Genomic DNA, 12,587 nt, shown 5'->3' with positions numbered 1-12,587 from the left:
CTCAATGGTGCCGCCACCGCCGCTCCGGGCCGTCGCTGACGACTGGCTGCAGCCCGCCAGCAGCAGGGCACAGGCTGCAATGAAGTAATGATTAATCTTCATTTTGCATTCCTTTGTTGAATGATCAGATTTCGTGCACTTTGCCTGGCCATAACCGCGCGAGCAACGGTGGCAGAGGAGTTTCCAACAAATCGGCGAGCAGCCGGGCGGCATGAGCGTAATAGTGGCGGGCAGGCGCATTGGCCAGCAGGCGATCCAGCTCAGAATTAACAAACTGGACGCTGAACGGAATCAGCCTCTGTTTCAACCATTTACTACACCTTGGTCGCTCTACAGCGATATCAACTGGTTGCAGCCGTTCTGAAACGCACCGCCGTCCCAGTACCAGGGGCCACGGGCAGCGATTTGTGCATCGGGCAGCTTCTGGTATTTTTTCAGGTCGTGATAATCATCATCCGCCAGGTTACGCAGCGGGATCTGGTAATTGTCTTCGGTGCCCGGTTCTGCACTCTATCCCCAGTAAAAGCGAATAACCGGGGAACGACTGACGTCAGAGTAAGTGATTTTCCGAAGTTTTTTTCCTTTCTGATAAATATTTTCTTTAAGCTGCATATCAGGAGGCAAATTTAAACGTTCATTCAGGCCGTTGCAGAGATTTGTTTCTGCTGAATCATACCATTCACCTTCGGAGTTAACTCCATGAACAAAAATAATTAGCGCTGGAAGTTGAAGTGGGTGATAACAGGCAGAGCGTACTTTGATATTTTTATTTATGTCGTGATAATAAAAAATACCACCGTGCTAACAGTCCTTATAGTTTTGCAGGGTAAAAAACCGATGATCATCGATGCGGTCAATAACCTGCGGTGGCACATCAAAAACGTAATATTTGAAATCATTGCCAACACCTTTTGCCGCTATCGCCCCCAATGCAGCGCCAAACGCTGTACCTGATGTGGTAATGCAGTCGGTGAGATAAAAGCAAGAAATTATTATCCCTGACACTCCTGCAATCATAAAAAATGCATCTTTGATATGACACATTCTTATTTTCTTTTAATCAATTAAAAAATAATATCGTCCAGTGTTTATCCCTGAATCAACGGAGTTTTTCCCTGAGCATCTGTCACACCTTCCTGTACAGATCCATCCGGCAGTGTGAGGCGAAACCTTTGACTGGCGATAGGTTCCTCGCTAACAGGATGCAATCATGTAAAACTTTCATCGAAATTATCTGGCTCAAACGACTTCATTACCCCCTGCATACTGCCGGAGGCGGCTTTTTTGATGCCGGTAGTCTTAATAAGCAGCCTGCCCGGCCCGCCTATCTCCACGTTTCGCCCTTTATTCTGATGTAGCCGCCGCCGCATATCAGCATCAGCTCATCCTGTGCCGTCACGAGCAGTTTTTTACCGCTCGATATGTGCGTATCTTCTGTTGACCACGTCGTCACGCTCCCGACCTGCGCCTGTATATCAATATCGTTATGCGAGCCGAATAGTTTTGCATCCTCACGGCTGTACAGACTGAGTTGTTTACCTGCAGCCAAAGTGAAATCCTTCTGGACCCCGATATCCAGTTGCTTACCCGCAGTCAGCGTCAGATTGTCGCTGGCCTATAACTGCATATTTTCACCACTCACCAGCGCCATTCCTTCCGGCGCACTACCGACAATCACTTCCTGCTGAAGCTGCTCAATTTTCTGCTTCAAAAGCTTTTGCTGGCGGCTGACATCGGCCGCCAGCGCCTCTGCCTGCTGTGCACTGGCGGCCAGGGATTCCATCGCCATCAAGGCTGCTGAAAGTCGCGCCTGGGCAGGTTGCATCTCCAGCACCTGTCCCTGCGCCCCTGCCTGCCCATCAGCGCTGTGGTACCGACATGTCCTGATAAATGGCGTTCTGGTGCGAGCGGCTGAGCAGCATCCTCTCTTAGCTGATGCCGTGGTCAGCGCTGGTGAACGCCACCCGGTAGCGGAACGGTTCGCTCAGAGACTCGTGCCCCTCAAAGGCCAGCACACCCAGCTCAGATACACAGTCTTTGACCGCCAGCAGGTGGTGGTTGTGGGTAAATCTGCTGACAAACTCCGTACTCATGATGACTTGCCGCTGGCGGCGCTGAACGCAAGCGTGATCCCTTCATCGTCATTCCAGCCTAATGTCAGCATCTCTGGCTTCTGCTTCGCCGCCATGTGGCTCAGTAACTGCTGGCTCAGCACCGGTAGAATCTGCTGGTTCAGCAGGCTGTCAACGTTGCGCGCTCCGGTGTCCGGCAGCAGGCAGGCAGAAGTCAGTGCGTCATAGAGGCTCTCTTCCGTGTGCGTGATCAGACCATAGTGGCGTTGCAGCCGCTGGCTAACCTGCGCCAGCTTCATCTGTACGATAGTGCGCATCGCAGGTTCACTCAGCGGGCGGTAAATGATGGTCTGGAAGCGTGCCAGCAGTGCTGGCTGGAAATGATCGCGGAGGATCGGGCGCAGTAACGTCTGCAAATCGGCTTCAGTGGCGTCTGGCTGTTCGTCCAGGAGCTGCATGATGTGGTCGCTGCCGAGATTCGACGTCATCAGAATCACCGTGTTGCGGAAGTCGATTTCACGTCCCTCACCATCACGCATAAACCCCCGGTCAAACACCTGATAAAACAGGTTCATCACGTCACGATGCGCCTTCTCTACCTCATCCAGCAGTACCACGCTGTAGGGACGCTTGCGTACCGCCTCGGTCAGTATGCCGCCCTGACCGTAACCGACATAACCCGGCGGTGAACCTTTCAACTGTGAAACCGTATGCGGCTCCTGATACTCAGAGAGATTGATGGTGATGAGTGACTTTTCACCGCCATACAGCACGTCGGCCAGCGTGAGGGCGGTTTCCGTTTTACCGGTACCGCTCGGGCCGGTTAGCAGGAACACGCCCTGTGGGCCGTTTTCAGAGGTCAGCCCGGTTTTGGCAGCACGCAGACGCTGCGCAATGGCATTCAGCGCCAGCGTCTGACCGACAACGCGTCGGCCAATCTCATCATCAAGGTTCAGCAGTTCGGTCTGCTCATCCTTCATTAATGAAGAAAGTGGTACACCCGTCCAGTCAGCAATCACGCCAGCGACGGTACGGGCATCAACGTCTACCTGAATCAGCGCCTCATCCTGCTGTAATTTTTCCAGCGCCTGCTGCAGATCACGCACATCCGCATGGCCGTCCTTACCTGAGGTCTGGCGACAGGCCATCAGCCGTTCCGCCAGCGCTTTCTCTGCCGTAAAACGCTGCTGCTGGCTGGTGATATCTGCATCCAGGTCGTTCAGTCGCGTTTCGATAGCACTGAGTCGCTGAGTCTGCTCGTCGCCCCCGACCACGGCATCCCCGAGAAGCGCCTGTTTTTCAAGCTCCAGCGCTGTATGTTGCGCCTTCAGCCGCGTAATGATCTCCGGCATCGTGTCCAGGCTCATGCGAACCCGCGCACCTGCGGTGTCCAGCAGGTCAACCGCTTTGTCCGGCAACTGACGACCGGTCAGGTAGCGCCGCGACAGCGTTACCGCCGCACGCACCGCTTCGTCGGTTATGTGTACGCCGTGGTGTTCGGCATAGCGCGATTTTAAGCCACGCAGCATCAGGCAAGCCGTGTCGTCGTCAGGCTCGTCAACCTTCACCATCTGGAAGCGGCGCTCCAGCGCAGCATCGCGTTCAAAATATTGTTTGTACTCACTCCAGGTCGTCGCGGCAATGGTGCGCAATTCACCGCGTGCCAGCGCGGGCTTCAGCAGATTAGCCGCATCTGCCCCTCCCGCCTGGTTGCCCGCACCAATAATGGTGTGTGCCTCATCGATAAACAGCAGTACCGGCTCAGGAGACTGCTGTACCGCGTCGATGACGTTTTTCAGACGCTGCTCAAATTCACCCTTCACGCCCGCACCCGCCTGCAGCAGGCCCAGATCCAGCGTTCGCAGACTGACCGTTTTCAGCGAGGCTGGTACGTTGCCTTCGGCGATACGCAGCGCCAGCCCCTCCACCAGCGCAGTTTTTCCCACACCCGGCTCACCGACAAGGATAGGGTTGTTTTTGCGGCGACGTGAAAGGATATCCACCATCTGACGGATTTCTGTGTCGCGTCCAAATACCGGGTCGATACGGCCTTCACGCGCTTTTGCCGTGACATCCAGCGTGAACTTATCCAGCGCACTCTGTAGCGCGGGAGTGAGTTCACCCGGTTTTATGTCTGCCGCCGCTCCGGCCGGGCGGCCGATAAATTCGACGTCGCCGCCGTGCGACTGTGCCAGCGATGCTTCCTGCTGGACTTCAGGGCGTTCATCTGACTGCGCATCCAGCAGCGGGCGCAGACGTTCAAGCTGGCCCTGACCCAGAGTCAGCAGTGGCCAAAGACCATCACAGCGCACAAGCGCTGGCTTCTCCGTCAGTGCCATCAGCAGATGGATGCTGCGGATTTGCTCTTCACCAGCCAGCGATGCCCGCATCCAGGCTGCCTGCATCAGGCTCTGTATATTTTCAGCGAGCTGCGGACGGTTGCGCACCGAACGCGGCAGATTATCCAGCCAGCTCAGCAGCGCCTGCCACAGGGCATCCATGTCCCACTCATAACGGCGTGCCAGCACCGTAAGATCGCCCTCGCCCTGTTCCAGCAGTTTGAGCAGCCAGTGCTCGGGCAGGATTTCTGCATGCGCGCGCGTCTGACAGAGGGAGGCTGCACCCTCCAGGGCGCGGGCGCAGTAGGGATTGAGACGACGTAACAGGATGGCGGGATTTTCCATGTTCATAAACTCGCTGTCAGAGACCTTCAGGCACGCTACCGCCCCTCGCTTTCCTTAAGAGGAGCCTAAGCGCATCAGGTCAGATTTCTAGGGATATAGGGTGTTTTGCTCAGTGCCCGACTCGCAGGCACTCAGAAAAACTGCGGACAGGAAAACCTGTCCGCACAAGGCGATGGGCCTGAATAATTCGTACTGCCGGAAGGCGGCAGACTCAGGAGCGCTCGATCACACAGATTCCTGTGTCACCGGAATACGCAAACTGAGCCAGCGCACCTGCGGCGTGAAATGTGACGGGCGATTACGCGGTGGTACGTTCGTTCCATGAATCGGAATGAATGATGTTGCCGTCTTTGTAGGTCCAGGTGATTTTTTCGTAGCGCAGCTCAATCTGCTCAAGGTGATTGTGCTTCTCAAAAGCCATGTCCTTGATGTCATGCATCTTCGGCGCAACCTTCACCAGCTTCACGTTTTCCAGTTTAGTGTTGAAATACTCCACTTCCTGGCCCGCGTCGTTGATTCTGTACCACTTAAATTCGGCAGATTTCAGGGTCTGGCCGGTGGTCACCGCCTTATAGAGATACGGACTTGAGGAGTCGATCTCTTTGGTGAACAGGAATGGCGTGTGAATGCGGGTACCGGTCAGCTTGCCGGTATTGTTGTCGGTGGGGATATAGAGCTTGTGCTCCTGCGCCACCACTTCGATACTGCCTTCGCGGTCTTTCACATCAACGGAACCTTTGATGTCCGCACCGCCATCGTCTTTCAGCCACAGATATACCGGAATTGCCATGTTGAACTTCTCCATTTATTGAGTTGAAACGTCACTGTCATCCTGTGACGCGGGTACAGCATCTGGCATACGGCAGGCATCGGCCTGCGGTACCAGACTGATTTCGACACGCCGGTTCTGCCCCCGGCCTTCCGGCGTGTCGTTAGAGGCTACAGGGCGGCTATCGCCATAACCCTGCACCGCAAAACAGCTCTCCGGCAGGTCGCCGGTGTCGCGCATCCAGTCCCGGACTGCCTCGGCGCGTTCGCGGGAAAGCAGCTGGTTGCGCTGCGTATTACCGGTGATGTCGGTGTGACCAGCGACCACAATCAGCCAGCCGGGCCGGGCCTTAATGTCCACCAGTGCATTCACCAGCACTTTAGTTGATCCCGCCTTAAGCTCAGCTTTACCGGAGTCGAACAGCGACAGACTGTCGAGGCGGACTATTTTCGGTATAACGACCTTTTCTGGTTCGGGTGGTGGGGGTGGCGGTGGAATGTAAGAACGGATGGCTTCCAGCACTGGCATACGCAGGCGCTGACCGAGATAAAGTCCCAGACTCAACCGGACGGGTTCACCATTGCGTGCCCATTCATCAAGCTGTGCGGCATCCTGTCGAAGAACCTGAAGAGCATCGACTTTCGGCGCGTAGTTATCCGTTGAGATGCGATCATAGTGATCTATATCGAAACTCAGACGTTGCAGCAGTTGTCGGTTATTCCAGCCGCTGCACAGCAGGGCAGCCACGGCGGCCAGGGTGAACAATCCAAGTGCACCGCACCAAGCACGATCGCGGGGTGTCGGGCCCCGACCTTGCGGCAACAAAGGCAGAATAAAATCTGGCAAGGGTGAGATGGCCGCAGTGTCAGAATCCATCGGCTGCCAGCCTGCAACCTCTTTCAGGCCAGTGTGACGAATCAGCCAGTCGCTCCAGAGGGATGAGGCGAGACTGCCAGAAAGCCGGGGACCGCTACCCCATAACATCGCGGTGGGCATAACCGCGGCAATATCCGGGTTATCATCCACAAAAACTGCTCTGACGTGGTGGTGAAACCAGATCATCAGACTGTTCATCAGCACCTGCTGCTGCATCGCCATCGCGCTGCCCGTCGTCACCCAGACAGGAACAGCGTCAGGTACGGCAGACTCGCGCCAGACGCAAATACTCTCGCCCGGAGTAGCGGCCTGCCAGAGCAGTTCATTCATGATCGTGCTGCCAGTAACACCCATCAGTACGACCGGAACAGAATGACCAGACGTTTTACGAAGCTGGCTGATTTGCCAGCGTAAATTCATCAAGCGGCTGGTCAGTGCTTCAGTTTCTGCATGCATCTGGGGACAGACGCTGATCATCACCGAAAGCTGTTGTCCCCAGTCCGGACGCAGCAGCAGAAGCTGTCGCGCAACCTGATCGAGATCCTGATGATCCTCTACCCGAATCCAGCATCCCTGAGCCACGGTCAGAACCTGAGATTGCTCTGGCCACGGCTGCGACAGATCGCCGCAGACCAGGACGACCGGCTGCCGCCAGGTCACTTCCGGCAAATTTGACAGATCCAGGTTTACTTCAGGTGCTGCCTGACGACTCACCCGATATCCGACCCAGACCGCCGAAATCACTCCCCAGACTGCCAGTAAAATAAGTCCGGACATCTGCCAGGAAAGCGGCAGAAAGCCAAGGCAGACCAGAGCACTCAGCAGTGCGGCCCACAACGCCAGGAGTCGTTGCTGCGCACGACTCATTTCGTCACTCCAGGCAGCAGTGTCACCAGCAGGTGATCCAGCCAGCTGTTTAATCCCCACCACAACGCCACCACGACAGCAATACTCAGCGCGATGCGTGCGGGCCAGGAAGATAGCCAGCTAAAAAAAGCAGAACCCGCCGTGCTTTCGGCCAGAATCGGGGTGGTTTGCGGCGTGCTGAACGGAGGAACCCGATCGCTGAGTGCCTTCACAAGCTTCTGACGTTCAGCATCATCCACTGAACGAAAATGCCCGAGAAAGCCCAGCATCATGACGCGATGAAAACAGGTCAGCACAGCACGGTCTGGCGCAGGGTCGTGCAGAACACGCTGCATCCGTTCACACAAGGTGTCACCGGCATCCATTGTGCCAAGGAAATGCCCCTGTAACGGGATGTTGTACCACTGAACACAAGCATCATCCTGTACCCCTCGCCCTTTCACGGCCTCATCAAGCAGTGCGCATTGGGCGGTCAGAATATGCCGACAATTTTCCTCATCCAGCATGGCCGCTTTTAGTGCCTGCTGTACCCGTTCAGCCTCGGCGACGCAGCGGTTCCATAAAACCTGCCCTTCCCCCTCCTGAAACCGGGGGCCATAGCGCAGACTGATGACCTGCAGCCAGGTGTTCTGCAGCAAAGCATCAATATCAATCGCTGCGGCAGCGCCGTATTTGTCGTTGTTACTCATGTTCTCAGTACCGCAAAAAGTTCAAGCTCGGGTTCACCCAACATGCCTGGGGTATAAAACATGCAACTGCCGCTCTCCAGCATCTCCTGCGCCGCCGGGTGGGACAGGTCGAGCGAGAAATACTGATTTTCAAGTCGCAGTGGAATTGCTGCTGGCACATGACGAAGTGCCCGGAGTGGAATACCCTGGCGTGATGTATTCACCAGGCTGGTTACGAATTCCGGGCTACCCACTTTGCACTGCAGCGGGAACTGCTCCTGAAGCTGTGCCACAGGAATCGGAGAGCGCACAGAGAGGTAATAATCCGCCCCTTCACGCAGGCGGGGATCCTGCAGCCGTGCCTGCCACTGACGCAGCCGCTTATCATGCGTAAGTTCAACTGGCACTACACGGGACGGCAGACTCGCTTCCAGTAGCCCGGTCAGCAAATCAAACAACGGTGGAAAAACGGCGTTCAGCTGCGCATGCTGATAAACCGGAATTTCGCTGACCTGATGCTCCAGAGAGAAGGTCAGGAGGGAGCCCGCCAGCCTTGCCAGTTCGGGATACAGGCGCTCTGCCGGGCTTTGCGGGTAACGCAGAAACTGCCCGAGTACGGGTTCAGCACTGTTCAGCGCGTTAAGCAGCCAGAACAGGGAGACATCGGCCACGGCAAAATCGGCCATTCGTTCATTGCTTTCCCGACGCATAGCCATCAGACGAAAGAGACGGGCGCGAAGCTGGATCATCAACTGCTCAAGCTGCGTCACCAGCCAGCGGCTGCTTTCGACCCTCAGTAACGGAGGCAGAAAGGTGTCATCCAGCATCCAGTTGCCATGGGAGTCCTGCAGCAGACGTGCAACAGGACAGGTGAGATAGTCACTGTTGTCCTGATCGGCAAAGCGCAGCGACAGCGCTGGCTGCATTATGGCTATCTGGCGGGTATCTTCGCCAAACAGGTTACGAACATCATGCCAGCGCTGACGAAAGCGTACCGGGCGATCGGCCACTTCATCGGGCGTCAGACAATTGCCGCCGTTGGCGCGTAACAGTGGTAATGCCAGAACGATGCCTGTAACACCCGTCCGATCCTGCAGTGACAGCGCCGCAGGCAGACTGTCAGCATTATCAGTATCGATCAGCACGCCGTCCTGAAATCGGACATGCAGGTGGTGAGCCTGCAGGCGTCCGAGCCTGAGCATCTCAGGTTCAAATGTCGCCTTAATCACACCCCAGGGGTGATTAAGGCTTATCTGTGCAATTGATTCAGCAGACCAGGCTGCATAAGCAGCCTGCTGTTGAAAATGCTGGGGCGAGACCATCACGCCCCGGCCCCATAACGGTTGTTCCGTCTTCATTGGTTTCCTGCCTGAGTTACGATTTCGCCTTCGGCATCTGAGAAACCAGTGACAGATTGACATCCATGCCTTCCACCTGGAAATGCGGTACAGCATAGAGCCGCACGCGGAAGAAGCCCGGGTTGTCTTCAATATCCTCTACCATGACTTTTGCATCGCGCAGCGGGTGCGACGCCTGCAGTTCATCGCCAGGATCGGTCATCTCCGTTACCAGGCCCCGTACCCAGGTGTTCAGTTCCAGTTCCAGCAGACGGCGATCTTTGGTGGTACCAATGTTTTCACGCTGGATTAGCTTCAGATAGTGAGCAATGCGTGACAGCAGGAAGATGTACGGCAGACGCGCATTGATGCGACTGTTTGCTGTGGCATCTGCGATGTCATAGAGCGTCGGTTTCTGGGTGGAGTTTGCCGAAAAGAAACAGGCGTAGTCGCGGTTCTTGTAGTAGGAGAGCGGAATGAAACCCAGATTGGCAAATTCGAACTCGCGGGTTTCCGGGATCATCACCTCACTCGGGATTTTCACCTGATTACCGGTGCCCAGGTCATAGAGATGGATTGGCAAATCCTGCACCGCTCCCCCCGCCTGCGGGCCGCGAATCTGAACGCACCAGCCGTTATTGATAAAGCTGCGTACCATGTTGGCGGCGAAAGCAAACGACGCGCTGGTCCAAAGATATTTGTCGTGATCCGGGCCTTTTACCTCTTCAACGTAGTTGAAGCTGCGCACCGGTACGGTGTCCGGGCCATACGGCAGACGGCCCAGCACGCGCGGCATAACCAGACCGATGTAGCGTGAGTCATCCGTCTCGCGGAACGACTTCCATTTAATGTATTCAGCGCGGTCAAAGTAGTTGCCGATGTCCTTGATTGCGGCCACATCTTCCATCGACTCTTTAAGAAAGAATTTCGGGCCCGCTGAGCCAATAAACGGCATGTGAGCAGCCGCAGAAACTTTTGCGATGTTCCGCAGCAGCGCCACGTCCTGCGCAGAAGCGTCAAACTCATAAGAAGAGATCAGCGCAGCAACCGGCTCGCCTCCAGGGGTATCGTACTCATCAATGTAGGTATGTTTGTAGAGACCACTCTGGATGATCTCCGGTGCATCCTCGAAATCCTGTCGCAGGTCTTCCTTGGAGAGGTCGAGCAGTTCGATTTTGACGTTCTGACGAAAATCGGTTTTGTCGACCAGCGACTTCAGGCCACGCCACAGCGACTCTACCTGCTGAAACGTCTGGTGGTGCATTACCGCATCAAGCTGGCGACTAATCTGGTAGTCAAGCTCGGCAATGTGGTGGTCAATCAACGTCTTGTCCAGCTTTTCGACTTTCGCGCCCGCGTGACTCAGGCATTCAAGAAACACCTGCATGCTCGCGGTAAGGCGCTCGTCAGCAGTGGCATCAGACATTGCCTGATTGTCCTGCCAGTTCTCCAGCGCGCTCAGCGATGAAACCGGATTCAGATTGATTTTTTCAAAGAGCGACGCATAAACGCCACCCGCTTCGGGGCGATCCAGCACCACGTTTTCACCATCCGCGGCATTTTGAGTTTGTACAGACATCAGCATTCCTTAGTTAATCCGTTAATTGTCGCGGCCGTTATGGCTGTTCAGGGGTCAGAGAGGCCAGTTCGGCTCTCAGCTCAGCGCTGAGCGCCGGGTCGATCAGGATTTTTTCCAGCTCTTTACGGAAGGTGATGTTGTCGAGCAGGTTGGCCTTGAGGTCGCGGAGCAGGCTGCGCATGGCCAGCATCGCTTTCAGCTGGGGTATCTGGCGGGCGACCTGCTCCGGTTCAAAATCTTTCATCTCGCGAAAACGGAGGCTGATGCCCTCTTCAGAGCCGTCCCCCGCCAGGGTATTGGTGACTGACAGGTTGATGGCAGGGGCAAAATCGGCAAGTACACTGTCAAAATTGTTTTTATTGACGTTGATTTTTTTACGTTCGGAGAGTGGGCGCTGTTCACTGCCATTGCTGTAGTCGCCAGCAACGAGCATTTTGAGTGGCAGTTCGACTTTTTTCTGTGCGCCACCGGTGTGGACACTGAGCTGGATATTAACGCGGGCTTTGGGAATCTCGGACTGATAAGAGCTGGACATAACTATCCCTGTTTTCAAAATTACCAGATACCGTCAATGCCAGTGAGATGTGCTGAAATCGGCTTACCCTGCCATGAATCATTTCTGCTCTTAAACATTGTGTAAGAAGCAGATCCGGGGTCAGAAGCGAGTACATTCCATTTACTGGCGATATGACGCGGTGTAGAAGCATAAATCTCAAAAAGAAATTTTCAGATGAACACTCATGGCGCGAGTTTAGAAATAGTGAGTCATCTAATGGAAATGATAATTTGTAACTATATGTTTCATGAAAACGCTCAGGCTATAAATTTACACTCCGCTGATTTATAAGAGGTTTCTTAAGGGTATCGCGTCAGCCCGCATCAGAACCGGGCTATGCAAATGTTTCAGGAATGAATTGACAGAGGAGTCAGCTCGGGAAGGTCTGTGCACATAAAAAATGCGATCGCCATCTTTTTTACAAAGCTGTCCAGGGAGGGTGGAGGTTTAAGCAAAGCTGACAGAGTCATAAATTTTGTTAATGATTTGTAGCGTTTCTGAATGAGTGCAGGCCAGCACTCGTTAATAAACGTCGACCACCGGGCACGGCCGAAGCGTCACTGCCTGATAGCTGTGACGGCTATTCGTTGTGACGTCAGATGCCACGCTTAGCTCGCGTGTATTGCGCCGGGGGTAATGTCAGATGACAATTGAATGTGGCGTATGAATTGTCGTCAGACGGCAGTAAGGTCGTCCTGACCTGAAGATGATGACAGAAGAAAAGGCGTTACGGATGACGCTGACAGTGATTAACTGCTAAAAAATTCGATTATGAAAACCGGTAACCCCCCGGAAAAATCTGACAGACCGCCTGAAATGATAAAAGCCCTGACGGAAATTGCCAGGGCTTTTAAGTTACTGCAGATTTAACATTAACCATTAACTAACTTAATTGACAGGTATTGCTTCGATACTGCTATTTATGAACAGGTTCTGCGGATAATAATGAACACGAAACTTAAATGTCATTATTATTAGCGGTTTCAACCACCTGATAGTCTTTCAGGAGACAAAGACAGGTCAGGCCCGTATAAACCTGCACACCCCCATCGCGATATATACTCTTTGATGCGTTGCCTTACTTTCATTACGACGTTTAACCGCAATCGTATCCTGTCGTAACGTAACGTTCAGAACTACGAGGCCTTACATCATCGCGACGCGATACTGATCAAATCT

General features: G+C 54.4%; 9 protein-coding genes and 2 pseudogenes. All 11 read right to left on the bottom strand.

Annotated features, from left to right (window positions below):
- Positions 1–124: 124 nt before the first annotated feature.
- The gene (locus N5J69_RS08165) at positions 125–307 is read right to left on the bottom strand and encodes a hypothetical protein (RefSeq protein ID WP_279769422.1); all 183 of its coding nucleotides are present in this window, start codon (positions 305–307) and stop codon (positions 125–127) included.
- Between the two features lie 494 nt (positions 308–801).
- Positions 802–1,044: a hypothetical protein gene (locus tag N5J69_RS08160; protein ID WP_279769421.1), complete on the bottom strand. Its 243-nt coding sequence runs from the start codon at positions 1,042–1,044 to the stop codon at positions 802–804.
- A gap of 44 nt (positions 1,045–1,088) precedes the next feature.
- Positions 1,089–1,867, bottom strand: a pseudogene (locus N5J69_RS08155) (DUF2345 domain-containing protein); the annotation flags it as partial.
- A pseudogene (locus tag N5J69_RS08150) lies at positions 1,866–2,093 on the bottom strand (hypothetical protein); the annotation flags it as partial. The pseudogenes N5J69_RS08155 and N5J69_RS08150, both read right to left, overlap by 2 nt.
- Entirely contained in the window at positions 2,090–4,756 is a 2,667-nt protein-coding gene (tssH, locus tag N5J69_RS08145) for a type VI secretion system ATPase TssH (RefSeq protein ID WP_279769448.1), read from the bottom strand. The gene tssH and the pseudogene N5J69_RS08150, both read right to left, overlap by 4 nt.
- 298 nt (positions 4,757–5,054) lie before the next feature.
- Positions 5,055–5,546, bottom strand: a complete 492-nt coding sequence (gene hcp / locus N5J69_RS08140; RefSeq protein ID WP_279769417.1) for a type VI secretion system effector Hcp — start codon at positions 5,544–5,546, stop codon at positions 5,055–5,057.
- A gap of 15 nt (positions 5,547–5,561) precedes the next feature.
- Positions 5,562–7,268, bottom strand: a complete 1,707-nt coding sequence (locus tag N5J69_RS08135; RefSeq protein WP_279769414.1) for an OmpA family protein — start codon at positions 7,266–7,268, stop codon at positions 5,562–5,564.
- Positions 7,265–7,957: a type VI secretion system protein TssL, short form gene (gene tssL / locus N5J69_RS08130; protein ID WP_279769413.1), complete on the bottom strand. Its 693-nt coding sequence runs from the start codon at positions 7,955–7,957 to the stop codon at positions 7,265–7,267. Before tssL ends, N5J69_RS08135 begins: the two co-directional genes overlap by 4 nt.
- Complete coding sequence (tssK, locus tag N5J69_RS08125) at positions 7,954–9,294, bottom strand: type VI secretion system baseplate subunit TssK (RefSeq protein WP_279769412.1); 1,341 nt, start codon at positions 9,292–9,294, stop codon at positions 7,954–7,956. The genes tssL and tssK overlap by 4 nt, the downstream gene beginning before the upstream one ends.
- Before the next feature lie 16 nt (positions 9,295–9,310).
- Positions 9,311–10,858, bottom strand: a complete 1,548-nt coding sequence (tssC, locus tag N5J69_RS08120) for a type VI secretion system contractile sheath large subunit (RefSeq protein WP_279769411.1) — start codon at positions 10,856–10,858, stop codon at positions 9,311–9,313.
- 31 nt (positions 10,859–10,889) lie between these two features.
- Entirely contained in the window at positions 10,890–11,387 is a 498-nt protein-coding gene (gene tssB / locus N5J69_RS08115) for a type VI secretion system contractile sheath small subunit (protein WP_279769409.1), read from the bottom strand.
- Positions 11,388–12,587 lie beyond the last annotated feature (1,200 nt).

This window comes from Pantoea sp. GD03673 (genome assembly GCF_029844725.1).
In the GTDB taxonomy this organism is placed as follows: domain Bacteria; phylum Pseudomonadota; class Gammaproteobacteria; order Enterobacterales; family Enterobacteriaceae; genus Pantoea.
Note: the sequence above shows the minus strand (reverse complement) of the source record. Positions and strands in the feature narration are given on the sequence as shown.